The following is a 15,297-nucleotide window of genomic DNA, read 5'->3' as shown; positions in this document are numbered from 1 at the left end:
CCACGCCCCCGTGCGCGTGGACCCACGTCAGCTCTTCGTACGGAACTTGTGGATCGCGACCGGCGCCATCACCGCCGTGATGGCCACCGACCAGCCCAGCGTCACCCACAGGTCGTGCGCGACGGGGCCGCCCACCATCAGTCCGCGCGCCGCGTCCGCGAGCGTGGACAGCGGGTTGTAGTCGGTGAAGGCCTGGAGCCAGCCCGGCATCGACTGCGTCGGCGCGAAGATCGACGAGCCGAACTGCAGCGGGAACAGCACCAGGAAGCCCATCGCCTGCACGGACTGGGCGTTCTTCAGGACCACGCCCAGGGTGAGGAACACCCACATGATCGACGAGGCGAACGCCGCGGACAGGGCCACGGTCGCGAACAGACCGGGCCAGTTGGTGATGTCGAACCCGACCAGAAGGGCGACGACCATCAGTACGGCCGTCGCGAACAGCATCCGCCCCAGCTCCACCGTGATCTTCGCGAAGAGCACCGAGCCGCGCCCGATCGGCAGGGACCGGAAGCGGTCCATGACACCGGAGTTGAAGTCCTGGCTGAACCCGGTGCCGACGCCCTGGGACAGCGTCATGCTCATCATCGCGATCATGCCGGGGATCACGTACTGCACGTAGCCGTCCTGCCCGCCGCCGAGCGCCTGGCCGATCGAGCCGCCGAAGACGTACACGAACAGCAGGGTGAAGACGACCGGCATCAGCACCGCGTCGAACATCGACTCGGGGTCCTGCCGGATCCACAGCAGGTTGCGCCGGATGAGGGCGCCGGTGTGCCGCAGGTGCCCGCGCAGCCCGATGCGGGCGTCGGCGGTGGGCGCAGTGGTGGGGACGTCGGTGATGGTGGCGGCGCTCATACGGCGACCTCCTCGCGGGTGTCGGCGGGCGTGGTGTCCTGCGGGGCACTGGCGCGGTGGCCGGTGAGGGACAGGAACACCTCGTCCAGGCTGGGCAGTTCGGTGGAGATGGAGGCGAGTGTGATGCCGCGCGCGGTGACGGCGCCGACGATCGCGGTGAGCTGCTCGTCGCTGAGGACCGGGACGAGGAGCGTGCCGGACTGGGGGTCCACGGTGGTGGAGGCGAGCCCGGTGATGCCGAGGTCGTCGAGGTACTCGGCGAGGGGCCGCAGCTGCAGCGGATCGACCGGCCGCACTCGCAGGGTCCGCCCGCCGACCTTGGCCTTGAGCTCCTCGATACCGCCCTGGGCGATGACCTTGCCCCGGTCGACGACGGTCAGCTCGGAGGCGAGCTGCTCGGCCTCCTCCATGTACTGCGTGGTCAGCAGCACGGTGACACCGTCACCGACCATGGCCTTGACCTCGTCCCACACCTCGTTGCGGGTGCGCGGGTCGAGCCCGGTGGTCGGCTCGTCGAGATACAGGACGGCGGGCCGCCCGATCATCGAGGCGGCGAGGTCGAGCCGCCGCCGCATACCGCCGGAGTAGGTGCTGGTGGGCCGCTTGGCGGCCTCGGTGAGCGAGAACCGCTCCAGCAGCTCGTCGGCACGTGTGCGTGCCTCCTTGCGGGGCAGGTCGAGCAGCCGCCCGATCATGTAGAGGTTCTCCCAGCCGGGGAGCTTCTCGTCCACCGATGCGTACTGCCCGGTGAGCCCGATCACCTTCCGCAACTGCCGGGGCTGCCGTACGACGTCGTAGCCGGCGACGACGGCCTGCCCCGCGTCGGGAGCCAGCAGGGTGGACAGGATCCGTACGAGGGTGGTCTTCCCGGCGCCGTTCGGCCCGAGCACCCCCATCACGGTGCCCTCCCGCACATCCAGGTCGACGCCGTCCAGCGCCTTGGTCTCGCCGTAGTGCTTGACCAGTCCCCGGACGGTGACGGCGTTCTTACGGCCGCTTGGGTTCTTGTCGTTTCGCGTCATGTGGATGACGGTGTCAGGGCCCACCGACAAACCACCGACAGCCCGCCGACAACCTCCGAGGTCCGCCGACAGCCCGCCGACACGTCACCGACAGGGCTTTGCCGTGCGGCGTGGCAGCGTGCTTCCACAGGGTCTGCTACCGGGTCGTCCCGGTGCGATCCGGCAGGAGGGTCCCCACGGCGCGTTCCAGCTCCGCGATGCGGTCGGCGAGGCCGGGCGGGTCGGTGTCCGGCCTGTCGCGCAGCAGCAGCTCGATCCGGCTGAGCCGGTCGGTGATCTCCGTGAGCCGGTCCGCGTCCCCCGTCACCGTGCGCACCGCCAGTTGGCGGTTCTTGCGGTACAGGTCGAGGAAGACGTTGACCTTGGTGCGCAGCACCCACGGGTCGACGGGCTTGGCGATGAAGTCGGCGGCTCCGATCGCGTAGCCCCGGTAGGCGTGGTCCGCCCCGCCCTCGGACCCGGTCACCAGGATGATGGGCACGTCCTTGGTCTGGTCGAGGCGCTTGATGTTGGCGGCGGTCTCGAAGCCGTCCATGCCGGGCATCCGGACGTCCAGCAGGACGACCGCGAACTCCTGGCGCAGCATCGCCTTCAGCGCCTGCTCTCCCGAGCGCGCGCGGACCAGGTGCTGGTGCAGCGGGCCGAGTACGGCCTCGAACGCGATGAGGTTCTCCTCCATGTCATCGACGATGAGGATGCTGCTCGGGTCGGCGTGGCTGGTGCTCATGGCGTGCCCCCGGGCTGGTCGTCGGGACTGTCGTCGGCGCCCGGCGTCTCGTCGAGTTCGTCGAGTTCATCCAGTTCGTCGAGTTCGTCGACGACGCCGGGTTCCTCCTCCGGTGCCGGAGCGTCGCTCTGCGGGTCGAGCAGATCGCAGATGACCGACAGCAGGCGGTCGACGTTCACCGGCTTGGGCACGTAACCGTCGGCGCCGCTGTCGATCGCCTTGTCGCGGTCTCCGGGCATCGCCTTGGCGGTGAGCGCGATGATCGGCAGGTGGGCGAGCCGAGGGGTGTCCCGGATGGTGCGGATGGCCTCGTATCCGTCCATCTCGGGCATCATGATGTCCATCAGGACCAGGGACAGGTCGGGGGACCGCTCCAGGACCTCGAGGCCCTCCCGGCCGTTCTCCGCGTACCGCACGGTGACGCCGACACGGCCCAGCGCGTGCGTGAGGGCGAAGACGTTGCGGATGTCGTCGTCGACGATCAGGATGCGCCGGCCCTCCAGGACGCGTCCGGGGCGGCCCCTGAGCCATTCCTTGAGCCGCGTCGTCTCCGGCCAGGTGTCCTCGCGGCTGTCCGCGGCCGCCGCGGTTCCCCGGCCCTCCTGGTCGTCCGTGAGAGGGGCCGGCGCCAGGACGCCGGTACCGAGGCCGCTCGCGCTGTCGAGCACGTGCTCGGGTGACCCGTCCCCGGCGGCGGCCGCCGCCAGCGCCTGGGCCTCCACGGGAAGGGCGGGCGGGACACCGACGGCGGGCAGTTCCCCCGGGTCCTGCTCGGCGAGGGAGCCGGGGTGGTGCGAGGGAACGTAGAGGGTGAACTGCGAGCCCACACCCGGCTCGCTCTCGGCGACGATCTTGCCGCCGAGCATCCCGGCGATCTCCCGGCTGATGGACAGGCCGAGGCCGGTGCCGCCGTACTTGCGGTTGGCGTTGCCGTCGGACTGCTGGAACGCCTCGAAGATCATCGGAAGCTTCTCGGGGGCGATACCGATCCCCGTGTCCTTCACGCAGAACGCGATGACGGCTTCCGCGTCCTTGAGCGTCTCCTCGGCGAACCCCTGCGCCGGCAGCCGGCTGACACGCAGCTCCACGCTGCCGGAGTGGGTGAACTTCACCGCGTTGGACAGCAGGTTGCGCAGCACCTGCTGGAGGCGCTGCTCGTCGGAGTACAGCTCGGCCGGTACCTCCTTCTCGACCGCGATCTCGAAGCCCAGGCCGCGATCGATGGTGAGCGGCCGGAAGGTCGCGTGGACGTAGTCCAGCAGCTTGATCAGCGGGAGCGTCTTCGGGCGTACGTCCATCCGCCCGGCCTCGATCTTCGACAGGTCGAGGATGTCGCTGATCAGCTGGAGCAGGTCCGAACCCGAGCGGTGGATGGTGGTCGCGAACTGCACCTCCTGTTCGGTCAGGTGCCCGTCGGGGTTGTCGGCGAGCAGCCGGGCCAGGATCAGCAGCGAGTTGAGCGGTGTGCGCAGTTCGTGGGACATGTTCGCGAGGAACTCCGACTTGTACTGCGAGGCGGTCGCGAGCAGGGCGGCCTTCTCCTCCAACTCGGCGTTGGAGCGCTGGAGTTCGTCCGACCGCTCACGCAACTCGGAGGTGAGCCGCTGGGACTGCGACAGCAGCGACTCCGTACGCGAGTTGGCGATGATCGTGTTGATCGAGACGCCGATCGTGTTGGCGAACTGGTCGATGAAGGCCAGGTGCACATCGCTGAACTTGCTGAGCGAGGCCAGCTCGATCACTCCGAGCACCTGGTCCTCGAAGAGGACGGGCCGGATGACGATGCTGGCCGGGCGGGCCGTGCCGAGCCCCGAGTTGATGGTGATGTAGTCGGGCGGGGCGTTCATGATGATGATGCGCTGTTTCTCCTGCGCGGCCTGTGCGATCAGTCCCCGGCCCGGCGTGCCGGTGCCCGGGAGCGGGCTGCCCCCGCCGGCCTGGTCGGTGCCGTACCCGGCGATGAACTGCAGGCCCTTGCCGGGCGCCGCCCCCGCCTCGGCCAGGAAGAACGCGCCGAACTGCGCGTTCACCAACGGGGTCAGCTCGCGCAGGATCAGGTCGGCGACCTCCACCAGGTCGCGGTGGCCCTGCATGAGCGCGGCCATGCGGGTGAGGTTGGACTCCAGCCAGTCCTTGGCGCGGGTGGTCTCCCGGAGGTTGGAGACCATGAGGTTGATGTTGTTCTTCAGTTCGGCGACCTCACCCTCCGCCTCGACCGTGATGGCGCGGGACATGTCGCCCTGGGTGACCGCGCTGGCCACCTCCGCGATCGCCCGGACCTGGGTGGTGAGGTTCAGGGCCAGCTCGTTCACGTTCGTCGTCAGGCGCTTCCACGTGCCGTACACGCCCTCGACACGGGCCTGACCGCCCAGCTGCCCCTCGGTGCCGACCTCGCGGGCGACACGGGTGACCTCGCCCGCGAACGAGGAGAGCGTGTCGACCATCGTGTTGATCGTGGTCTTCAGCTCCAGGATCTCGCCGCGCGCGTCCACGTCGATCTTCTTCGACAGGTCGCCCTGGGCGACGGCCGTGGCGACCTGGGCGATGTTGCGGACCTGGGAGGTGAGGTTGTCCGCCATGAAGTTGACGTTCTCCGTGAGGTCCTTCCAGACCCCGGAGACGCCCCGGACCTGTGCCCGGCCGCCCAGCCGTCCCTCCGTGCCGACCTCGCGGGACACCCTCGTGACCTCGTCGGCGAACGCGCGCAGCTGCTCGACCATCGTGTTCACGGTGTCCTTCAGCTGCAGGATCTCCCCGCGCGCGTCGACCGTGATCTTCTTCGACAGGTCACCGTTGGCGACCGACGTGGTCACCTGGGCGATGTTGCGGACCTGAGAGGTCAGGTTCGACGCCATGAAGTTGACGTTGTCCGTCAGCTCCTTCCACACGCCCGACACCCCTCGGACCTGCGCCTGTCCGCCCAGGTTGCCCTCGGTGCCGACCTCGCGGGCGACACGGGTGACCTCGTCGGCGAACGCGGACAGCTGGTCGACCATCGTGTTGATCGTCGACTTGAGCTCCAGGATCTCGCCCTTCGCCTCCACCGTGATCGTCTTGCCGAGGTCGCCCTGGGCGACGGCCGTGGCGACCTGGGCGATGTTGCGGACCTGGGAGGTGAGGTTGTCCGCCATGAAGTTGACGTTCTCCGTGAGGTCCTTCCAGACCCCGGAGACGCCCCGGACCTGTGCCCGGCCGCCGAGCTGCCCCTCGGTGCCGACCTCGCGGGCGACACGGGTGACCTCGCCCGCGAACGCGGACAGCTGGTCGACCATCGTGTTCACGGTGCTCTTGAGCTGCAGGATCTCGCCGCGCGCGTCCACCGTGATCTTCTGGCTCAGATCGCCGGTGGCCACCGCCGTGGTCACCTGGGCGATGTTGCGGACCTGCGAGGTCAGGTTCGACGCCATGAAGTTGACGTTGTCGGTGAGGTCCTTCCACACCCCGGAGACGCCCGGCACCTGGGCCCGGCCGCCCAGCTGTCCTTCCGTGCCGACCTCACGGGACACCCGGGTCACCTCGTCGGCGAACGCGCGCAGCTGGTCGACCATCGTGTTCACGGTGAGCTTCAGCTCCAGCAGCTCGCCGGTCGCCTCGACCGTGACCTGCCGGGCCAGATCGCCGCGCGCGACCGCCGTGGTCACCACCGCGATGTCGCGCACCTGCGCGGTCAGCCGGGAGGCCATCGTGTTGACGGCCTCGGTCACGTAACGCCAGTCGCCGGACAGCCCCTGCACCGTGGCACGTCCACCGAGACGGCCCTCGGTGCCGACCTCACGGGAGACGCGGGTCAGCTCGCCGGTGAACAGCGACAGCTGTTCCACCATGCGGTTCACCCCGCGCCCCAGGCGCCGTAGATCGCCGCGGAGCTGGCGTCTGCCGTCGTGCAGCTCGGCGCGCTGCGTCAGATCACCGTCCGCCACCGCGTCCAGGACGCGCGTGGCGTTCACGATCGGGACGGCCAGCGCTTCCAGCAGCGCGTTGGCCGCGTCCACGCTCGTCGTCCACCCGCCCTGGCCGGGACTGGCCGCGAGCCGTTCGTCCAGGTGCCCCTGCCGGACCACCTCCCGGCGCACCCGCTCCAGCTCCGAGGCAAGGTGCGCGTTCCGCGTGACGACCTGGTTGAACAGCCCCGCGATCTCGGCAAGGATTCCTTCGGGCATATTTCCCGTTCGTACGGTGAAGTCACCGTCACTAAGGGAATTCATGGCCGCGAGCAGCGGACGCAGCTCGGCCGCGCGCACCCACTCGCCGTCCCGGACGGGAGCGGGCCGACCTGTGGCCTCGGGGCCGATTTCCGTGGGCTCCCGCCCCCGCAGTTCGGGCTCAGGGGAAGTGAGTTCGGGCTGGGTGGCAGATTCCATGGCGCTACATTTCTCGGGACAAAAATACGATTTCTTCCCATTTAGGCTACATTCGTCCTGTATTTATCGGTGGCGAATCTGGCAGGGAGGCGTCAGTGGGTTCATCCCTTGACCCGCGTGCGACCGTGGCGCGGATGCGCGTACCCGCCAACGAGCTGGCGGCCTCGGCGGCGCGCAAGTTCCTGCGCGCCGTGTTCGCCGAGCGGACCGAACTGCGCTTCCCGGGGACGCCGACGATCAGCGGCCGGTCCGTCGACGACGCCGTGCTCCTCGTCAGTGAGCTGGTGACCAGCGCCGTCGCGCACGCCGGGTTCGAGATCGAGGTGGCCTTCCGCCTCGAGGCCGGCCCCGGCCCCCCGGCCGCTCCCGCTCCCGCACGGGCCGGGCCCGGGTACGTGGGCGTCGTGGTCGAGGTGCTGCAGCGCGGCACCTCCGGCTGCCTCGACGAGGGAAAGGGCGAGGGAGAGGGAGAGGGCGAGGGGAAGCGCGTACGGAGCCATCTGCGCGGCTATGGCCGTCAGCTGATGTGCTCCCTGGCCGAGTCCTGGGGGGTGACCTTCCGGGACACCGGGGAGGCCACGTGGTTCCGTCTGGAGTGCGCGACGGCGACCCCGCCCGTCACCACGGAGCAAGATGTCACCGGCGCTCTCACCGGCACCCTCAGCGAGGCCGCTCGTCGTGGCCTGCCCGTCCCCGGGCCCGCCCTGCCGCGCGACCTCCCGGGCCGCGGAGCCGACTGGGCCGAGCGTGAAGGACAGTGGTTCCTCGCCGAGGCCGGAGAGCTCCTCGCCGGCCAGCTGGACGAGGACATGGTCGCGGCCCTCGCCGGACAGCTCCTCGTTCCGAGGCTCGCCGACTGGTGCGGCGTATGGCTGACCACGGACAATGCCGAGATGCGGCTCTCCCGTGTCTGGCACATGGACGAGCGGCGGATCCGCACACTCCGCCTGGCCCTGGAGAAGGAGCGCCCGTCCGCCGGGCTGAGCACGACCGGTGTCCCCTGGCCGTGGCCCGAGGAGGGAGGCACCGAGAACACGGGCGGCTCGGCGCTGGCGTTCCCGCTCGTCGCGGGCGGCAGATGCCACGGCATGCTCCTGATCGGCCGAGGGGGACTGCTCCGGCTGACCGACGCCGTCGTACGGCTCGCGGAGGACGTGGCCCGGCGCATGGCCCAGGCGGTGGTCACCGCCCGCCACTACACGCGGCAGGCGAGCATCAGCCGGACGCTCCAGCGCAGGCAGCTCCCCACCTCCCTCGCCGCCATCCCGGGTGTCGACACGGCGCTCGTCTACGAGCCCTGGGGCGAGGGCCAGACGGTCGGCGGGGACTTCTACGACCTGTTCCCGATCGGGGACCGCCGGTGGTGCTTCCTGCTCGGTGACGTCGCCGGCCATGACGTGGAGGCGATGTCCGTCACCGGCCTGACCCGGCACCTCGTACGGCTGCTGGCACGTGAGGGCCACGGCGTCGAGTCCCTGCTCAACCGGCTGAACCTCGCCATGGCGGAGGAGGCGGCCGAGCTCATGACGCCCCGCGGCGAGCGGGAGGGCTCGCCCTTCCTGAGCCTGCTGTACGGGGAGTTGGAGCCCGACCGGTTCGCCGGCGGCGCTCGGTGCACGATAGCCAGCGCCGGGCACCCGCCACCGTTGCGGCTGGCGACGGACGGCTCGGTGACGCCGGTCGCGGGCCCGCAGATGCTGCTGGGCATCGAGGAACACACGGAGTTCCAGGCCGACTCCTTCAGCCTGGCACCGGGTGAGACGCTGCTGTGCGTGACCGACGGGGTGACCGAACGCCGCAGAGGCACACGGCAGTTGGACGACGACGACGGCCTGGCGGAGGTACTGCGCGGATGCGTGGGCCTCGGCGCGAAGGCCGTCGCGGAACGGGTCCGGCGAGCCGCCCACGACTTCAGTACCGAGCCGATCGACGACGACCTCGCCGTACTGGTACTGGAGGCGGTACCGCTGCCCAGAAGCGCGGCAACGGTGACGACACCTTTCCACGACGACCGCCCGGGCTTGACCCTGCCGAGGCGCCGCACCCCGGAATCCTGAGCGGAGGGCACGGAAGATTCAGCCCCTTGGGGGCACCTCCCAGCGGTAGCTGGGGGAGTTTGAGGAGCGGGGGTCCGGGGGCCGGCCCCCGAACGGGGTCCGGAGCGGAGCCCCGAAAGGATGGGGGCTCCAGGGGCGCAGCCCCCTTGGCCGGGGTCGAAGGGGCGGACCCCCTGGGGATGATGGGGGTCCCCCCGCTCGAGCGAAGCCGAGAGTGGGGGAGGGTAGGGGCGGCGGGGGCGAAAACCCCCGGTACCGACCCCTCAGCGCACCACCGACTCCGACTCCGACTCCGACTCGGACTTCCGCGGCACATACGAAGCCACCAAACGCCCCGGCCCACTCGGCCGCACCACAAGCCCCCGCCGCACATCAACCACGTACGACACGACCGCGACACCGAGCCCCAGCACAGCCAGCCCCGCCCCCGCGACCGCGGGAGACGTCACCCCGAACCCGGCCGCGAGCGTCAGCCCACCGATCCACGCACCCCCGGCGTTCGCCAGGTTGAAGGCCGCCTGGTTGGCGGAGGAGGCCAGGGACGGAGCGGTGGACGCCTTCTCCATGACCATCAGCTGCAGAGGCGAACCCGTGGCGAAGGCCGCCATCCCGAGCAGCGTCACCGCGAGCGCCGCCGTCCACGCCGACTCCATCAGCAGCGGGAACAGACCCAGCACGACCACCAGCGACACCAGACCGCCGAACAGCGTCCCGCGCAGCGAGTGGTCCGCCAGCCGGCCCCCCATGAGGTTGCCCACCGTCGCACCCACACCGAACAGCGCCAGCAGCAGCGTCACGCTCGCCTCCGCGTACCCGGCGGCAGCCGTCAGCATGGGCGCGATGTAGCTGTACGCGGCGAAGAGGGCACCGAAACCGGCGACCGTCGTCCCCAGCGCCAGCCAGACGGGCAGCGAACGCAGAGCGGCCAGTTCACCGCGCAGACCGCCACCGGCCGACACACCGCTCGCGTGGTCACGCGGCAGCAGCATCGCCAGGGAGCCGATCGCGGCCAGCCCGATCACGCTCACACCGAGGAACGCGGCACGCCAGCCGAGGTGCTGGCCCACCAGCGTCGCGACGGGCACCCCGGCGACGTTCGCGACCGTCAGCCCCAGGAACATCAGCGAGACCGAACGGGCCTTGCGCTCGGGCGCCACCAGGCTCGTGGCGACGACGGCACCCACACCGAAGAAGGCACCGTGCGGCAGCCCGCTCAGGAAACGGGCGGCCAACAGCCAGTTCTCGTCAGGCGCGAGGGCCGACAGGGCGTTACCGAAGACGAACAGCGCCATCAGCGCGATCAGGACCGTACGGCGGGGCATGCGGGCCGTCACCGCGGCGAGCAGCGGAGCACCGATCACCACGCCCAGCGCGTACGCCGACACGAGATGCCCGGCGGTGGGGATGGAGACGCGCAGGTCGACCGCGACATCGGGCAGCAGGCCCATCATCACGAACTCGGTCGTACCGATCCCGAACGCGCCCACGGCAAGGGCGAGCAGGGCGAGGGGCATGGAGCAACCTTTCAAAGGGAGGGATTCGTTCCATCGTATGTTCATCTTCGGAACAAACTCTCCCCGGCCCACTATTCCAGCGGGTGGGGCCCCAGTTTCAGACGGGTGGTCAGGAGCCCGACGTGCCGAGCTTCACACGCGCCGCGATCGGCAGATGGTCGCTCCCCGTCGCCGGCAGCGTCCACGACGCCTCGGGCTCGGCGTCCCGCACCATGATCTGGTCGATGCGGGCCATCGGGAACGACGCCGGCCAGCTGAAGCCGAAGCCGCTGCCGGCCGCTCCCTGCGTGGAACGCATCTGCGCGGTGACCGCGTTGAGCGCGCGGTCGTTCATCGTGCCGTTGAGGTCGCCGAGCAGGACGACCTGCTTGATCGGCTCGTGCGAGATGGCGGCGCCCAGGGCGTTGGCGCTCTTGTCGCGCTGCCGCGCGGTGAACCCGGCCTCCAGCTTCACCCGCACCGAGGGCAGATGGGCCACGTAGACGGCGACCTGTCCTTCCGGCGTCGTCACGGTCGAGCGCATCGCGCGCTCCCAGCCCAGCTCGATGTCGACGGCCTTGGTGCCGCTCATCGGGTACTTGCTCCACAGCCCGACGGTGCCGACCACCTCGTGGTACTTGTACGTCGGGTCCAGCGCCTTCTCGTAGACCGGCACGGCCTCCTCGGTCAGCTCCTCCAGCGCCACCACGTCCGCCCCGGACGCGGCCACGTCGCGGGCCGTGCCGGACGGGTCCGGGTTGTCCGCGTTGACGTTGTGCGTGGCGACGGTCAGCTCACCGCCGCTGCCGGCCTTGTCGGTGACCAGCCCGCCGAAGAGGTTCAGCCAGACGATCGTGGGCAGGGTCACGGCGACGAGCGCGGTGGCGGACCGGCGGACGAGCGCGAGGATCAGGAGCACCGGCACGAACACGCCGAGCCACGGCAGAAACGTGTCAGTGAGGCTGCCGAGGTTGCCGATCGTGTTGGGGATCCGGGCGTGCAGCACCATCACCAGCGCGAGGACCACCGCGAGGGCGGCGATCACGACGCCGCGGCGCCAGATGCCCCGGTCCCGCCTCCAGCCGTCCCACAGGCGCCGGAACCGGGACCCCTCGCGGCCCGACCCCGAGCCGCCGCTGCCCGTCTCCGTCACAAACGCCTGCGCCATACCGTCGCCTCACAACCTGCCGTGCACGTCGTCACCCGCCCTACGACCCTAGGGGATGATCGCCGTCGTTCCCGCCGTCCCATGACGGCCGTACGGGCACGATGACGAACATCCCGGTGTTCGGAGTTCCGAACCGGCGGCCGGAGAACGTGCTCTGTGACGAATCCCGCACATTCCCCGGGAGTTGTGAGCGGTGGTGTGGTGACGTCGCCTCAGGAACGGCTCGCCATTTCAAGTTTCAAGCGAAATCGCGACCCGGCGACGGGGCTCGCATGCCTCTGCGAGAAATGTCACTCACGTGTGAATGGGGCGCCACGACGAGCGCGGCGAAAGGGAGCGAAAGAGTTATCCGCCGTCCGGCCGCAGCCCCTCCAGGACCGTGTCGACGATGTGTTCGGCCAGGGCCTCGTCGAGTGTGGCGTCCGGCCGCATGACGGTGCGTACGAGCATCGGGCCGACGAACAGGTCGCTGATCAGCTCGATGTCGAGATCGGCGCGGAGTTCGCCGTTCTCCCGGCCCCGGCGCAGCACGTCGAAGGTGGTGCGGCGCCGGGGTTCGATCACGACGGCGTGGTAGGCGGCCCAGATCTTCGGGCTGCTCTTCATCTGCGCGTGGACGTTGTGCAGGATCGCCGAGGAACGGCTCATCAGGGCGCGCCGGCGCATCGACTCCAGCAGGGCGACCAGGTCGTCGCGCACGGAGGTGCCGGGGAGCACGGGGTCCGGGGGTTCGGACGCGCGCAGGACGTCGACGAAGAGCTCCTCCTTGCCCCTCCACCGGCGGTAGATGGTGGCCTTGCCGACGCCCGCGGTGCGCGCCACCCGCTCGATGGACAGCTCCGCGAGCGGCACGCCGTCCTCAAGGAGCCTCATCACCCCTTCGATGATGGAGCGTTCCACGGCCTCGCTGCGCGGGCGTCCCCGGACGGGACTCCCGGGAGTCCCGGGGTTCCCGTCCCTGGCTCGGCTGTCGGCGAGGCTCACGATCGGCTCCGTCCCTGTGTCGTCGGCGTCGGGCAATTCTCCCGTCTGAACGACCGTGAGGGGCACGCGGTGCCCGAACAGGCCCCTCACGTCCGCCGAACGGCGCCACCGCCGCCCTCCGCCCTGTTGGCGCCACCGCCGCCCTACTGATCCGTCGTCACCAGTTCCGTCTCCCCGGGCGCCTGCTGCGGCTGCGGTACCTTCCCCGGCAGGAACAGCGCCACCACCACCGCCCCGAACACGGCCACTGCCGCCCCGCACAGCGCGGTCACGTGCATCGCGTGCAGGAAGGCGTCGTGGGCCGGGGCGATCAGCGCCTCGCCCCTGGCGCCGAGCTTCCCGGCGAAGCCGAGGGTGGCCTCGATGGACTCGCCCGCCTCGTGCCGGGCGGCAACCGGCAACTTGTCCTCGATGCCCGAGCGGTACACCGTCGACAGCACCGAACCGAGGACCGCGATACCGAGTGCACCGCCGACCTGGCGGAAGGTGTTGCTGAGCGCGGACGCCGAGCCGGCCTTCTCGCGCGGCAGCGCCTGCATGATGACGACGCTCACCGGGGTCATGATGTGCGCCATGCCGGTCCCCATGCAGAAGAAGATCACTTCGAGGATCCAGATCGGCGTGTCCGCCTCCAGCGTGGCGAAGGCGGCCAGCATCGCCGCGATCACCAACAGCCCCGCCGTGCACACCGCCTTGTTGCCGAACCGGTCCACGACCAGCCGGGCCCGCGGCGCGAACACCATCTGCGCGACGGCCAGCGGCAGCATCAGCAGACCGGTCTGCAAAGGCGTGTAGCCGCGCACGCTCTGGGTGTAGAAGACCGAGAAGAAGGTCACGCCCATGAGCGCGAAGAACACGAGCGCGATGGCGCCTATCGCCGCCGAGAAGACCTTGTTCTTGAAGTACGTGACGTCGATGGACGGATGGTCGCTGCGCTTCTCGAACACGACGAAGGCCGCGAGCACCGCGAGTCCGGCCCCGATGGTCGCGAGCACGGTGGCGTCCGTGAAGTCGGCGAGCTGGCCGCCCTTGATGATGCCGTACACGAGCAGCACGAGCCCGACGACGGAGAGCACCACACCGACCGGGTCGACGCGCCCCGGACTCGGGTCCCGGGAGTCGGGCACCAGCCACAGCATCAGCGCCAGCGCGATGAGGACGATCGGCACGTTGATGAGGAAGACGGACCCCCACCAGAAGTGGTCGAGGAGGATCCCTCCGGTGATGGGCCCGATGGCGATGGCGAGTCCGACGCCACCGGCCCATATACCGATGGCCTTCGGCTGCTCGTCCCGCTCGAAGACGTTCATCAGGACGGCGAGGGTCGCGGGCATCACGAAGGCGGCCCCGAGGCCCATCACGGCACGGAACGCGATGAGTTCGCCGGGGGAGCCCGACTGGGCCGCCAGCGCCGACCCGGCACCGAACACCACGAGCCCGGCGAGCAGCACCTTCTTCCGCCCGAGCCGGTCTCCCAGGAGCCCCGCGCTGAACAGCAGCCCGGCGAAGACGAGCGTGTAGGCGTTGATCGCCCACTCCAGCTCGCTCTGGGTGGCGCCGAGACCGGTCGGCGCGGGCGTGGAGATCGTCTTGATGGCGACGTTCAGGATCGAGTTGTCCAGCACGACGATCAACAGGCTCAGCATCAGAACGCCGAGGATCGCCCAGCGGCGCCTGTGCACGGCTTCCGGGACCCGTCGTTGGTCCGGGGCGGCAGGAGAAGTCATGCGCCCGACCCTAATGGACTTTCGATACGGCACCGTATCGTATTGAAATTCTTTGCGGAGTCCTTAAGGAGGGAGGGCGCTCGGCCCTGTCGTTTCCCTGCCTAACCGAAGCGCCCCTCCACGTAGTCGGCGGTGCGGGGGTCCGAGGGGGTGGAGAACATCGCCGGGGTCGGGCCGTGTTCGATGACGGCGCCGGGCGTGTTCTGTTCGGCGAGGAAGAAGGCGCACTGGTCGGAGACCCGGGCGGCCTGCTGCATGTTGTGGGTGACGATCACGATGGTGACCTCGTGGGCCAGTTCGCGGATCGTCTCCTCGATCCGGCGGGTGGAGGTGGGGTCCAGGGCCGAGCAGGGCTCGTCCATCAGCAGGACCTTCGGGCGTACGGCGAGGGAGCGGGCGATGCACAGACGCTGCTGCTGCCCGCCCGAGAGCGCGCCCCCAGGCTGGCGGAGGCGGTCCCTGACCTCCTTCCACAGGCCCGCCTTGGCCAGACACTCCTCGACCAGATCGTCCTTGCCGTCGCCGCTCATCCTCGTACCGGTGAGCTTCAGGCCGGCGGTGACGTTGTCGTAGATGGACATCGCGGGGAACGGGTTCGGCTTCTGGAAGACCATGCCGACCGCGCGCCGCGCCTGGGTCAGCCGCTGGCCCGGGGCGTAGATGTCGCTGCCGTCGACCAGCACCTCGCCCGCGAGCGAGGCGGACGGGACCAGTTCGTGCATGCGGTTGAGGATGCGCAGGAACGTCGACTTGCCGCAGCCGGACGGGCCGATGAGGGCCGTGACCAGACCGGCCGGCATGGTCAGGGACACGCGGTCGAGGACCTTGTGGTCGCCGAACCAGGCCGAGATCCGGCGCGCCTCAAGGGAGGCCCCGGTGGCCCCGGTGGCACCGGTCGCT

At 70.0% G+C, this 15,297-nt stretch carries 10 protein-coding genes; 1 reads left to right on the top strand and 9 read right to left on the bottom strand.

Annotated elements, in window-relative coordinates; all coding sequences use genetic code 11:
* Positions 1-27 precede the first annotated feature (27 nt).
* The 4 genes from AB0959_RS13465 to AB0959_RS13450 all read right to left on the bottom strand — a co-directional run bounded on the left by AB0959_RS13465 (position 28) and on the right by AB0959_RS13450 (position 6,812).
* Positions 28-858 carry an ABC transporter permease gene (locus AB0959_RS13465; RefSeq protein WP_366826526.1) on the bottom strand — a complete coding sequence of 277 codons (831 nt, stop codon included), beginning with the start codon at positions 856-858 and terminating at the stop codon, positions 28-30.
* Entirely contained in the window at positions 855-1,880 is a 1,026-nt protein-coding gene (locus AB0959_RS13460) for an ATP-binding cassette domain-containing protein (RefSeq protein WP_366826525.1), read from the bottom strand. Before AB0959_RS13460 ends, AB0959_RS13465 begins: the two co-directional genes overlap by 4 nt.
* A 136-nt stretch (positions 1,881-2,016) precedes the next feature.
* On the bottom strand, positions 2,017-2,607 hold the full coding sequence (locus tag AB0959_RS13455) for a response regulator (protein ID WP_366826524.1): 591 nt from the start codon (positions 2,605-2,607) through the stop codon (positions 2,017-2,019).
* On the bottom strand, positions 2,604-6,812 hold the full coding sequence (locus tag AB0959_RS13450) for a HAMP domain-containing protein (RefSeq protein WP_366826662.1): 4,209 nt from the start codon (positions 6,810-6,812) through the stop codon (positions 2,604-2,606). The genes AB0959_RS13455 and AB0959_RS13450 overlap by 4 nt, the downstream gene beginning before the upstream one ends.
* 290 nt (positions 6,813-7,102) lie before the next feature.
* On the opposite strand from AB0959_RS13450, the gene AB0959_RS13445 reads away from it, so the two are divergent.
* A complete protein-coding gene (locus AB0959_RS13445; RefSeq protein WP_366826522.1) occupies positions 7,103-9,025 on the top strand; it encodes a SpoIIE family protein phosphatase in 1,923 nt (640 codons plus the stop codon).
* A 263-nt stretch (positions 9,026-9,288) separates the two neighbouring features.
* Here the strand turns inward: AB0959_RS13445 and AB0959_RS13440 are convergent, their stop codons facing one another.
* From AB0959_RS13440 to AB0959_RS13420, 5 genes are all read right to left on the bottom strand, one after another.
* The gene (locus AB0959_RS13440; protein ID WP_366826520.1) at positions 9,289-10,539 is read right to left on the bottom strand and encodes an MFS transporter; all 1,251 of its coding nucleotides are present in this window, start codon (positions 10,537-10,539) and stop codon (positions 9,289-9,291) included.
* 109 nt (positions 10,540-10,648) lie between these two features.
* Entirely contained in the window at positions 10,649-11,686 is a 1,038-nt protein-coding gene (locus tag AB0959_RS13435; RefSeq protein WP_366826519.1) for an endonuclease/exonuclease/phosphatase family protein, read from the bottom strand.
* Between the two features lie 345 nt (positions 11,687-12,031).
* Entirely contained in the window at positions 12,032-12,670 is a 639-nt protein-coding gene (locus tag AB0959_RS13430) for a TetR/AcrR family transcriptional regulator (protein ID WP_366826518.1), read from the bottom strand.
* A gap of 143 nt (positions 12,671-12,813) precedes the next feature.
* A complete protein-coding gene (locus tag AB0959_RS13425) occupies positions 12,814-14,397 on the bottom strand; it encodes an MFS transporter (protein WP_366826517.1) in 1,584 nt (527 codons plus the stop codon).
* 101 nt (positions 14,398-14,498) lie between these two features.
* Entirely contained in the window at positions 14,499-15,248 is a 750-nt protein-coding gene (locus AB0959_RS13420; protein ID WP_366826661.1) for a phosphate ABC transporter ATP-binding protein, read from the bottom strand.
* Positions 15,249-15,297 lie beyond the last annotated feature (49 nt).

The organism is Streptomyces sp. NPDC046862, assembly GCF_040704615.1.
In the GTDB taxonomy this organism is placed as follows: Bacteria; Actinomycetota; Actinomycetes; order Streptomycetales; family Streptomycetaceae; genus Streptomyces.
This window is presented reverse-complemented; position numbering and strand designations above follow the sequence as displayed.

Bases quoted from the DNA above. Each gene is read 5' to 3' on its own strand.
- AB0959_RS13460 (WP_366826525.1), bottom strand. From the start codon at position 1,880: ATGACGCGAAACGACAAGAACCCAAGCGGCCGTAAGAACGCCGTCACC.
- AB0959_RS13435 (WP_366826519.1), bottom strand. From the start codon at position 11,686: ATGGCGCAGGCGTTTGTGACGGAGACGGGCAGCGGCGGCTCGGGGTCG.
- AB0959_RS13440 (WP_366826520.1), bottom strand. From the start codon at position 10,539: ATGCCCCTCGCCCTGCTCGCCCTTGCCGTGGGCGCGTTCGGGATCGGT.
- AB0959_RS13445 (WP_366826522.1), top strand. From the start codon at position 7,103: ATGCGCGTACCCGCCAACGAGCTGGCGGCCTCGGCGGCGCGCAAGTTC.
- AB0959_RS13450 (WP_366826662.1), bottom strand. From the start codon at position 6,812: ATGAATTCCCTTAGTGACGGTGACTTCACCGTACGAACGGGAAATATG.
- AB0959_RS13465 (WP_366826526.1), bottom strand. From the start codon at position 858: ATGAGCGCCGCCACCATCACCGACGTCCCCACCACTGCGCCCACCGCC.
- AB0959_RS13425 (WP_366826517.1), bottom strand. From the start codon at position 14,397: ATGACTTCTCCTGCCGCCCCGGACCAACGACGGGTCCCGGAAGCCGTG.
- AB0959_RS13455 (WP_366826524.1), bottom strand. From the start codon at position 2,607: ATGAGCACCAGCCACGCCGACCCGAGCAGCATCCTCATCGTCGATGAC.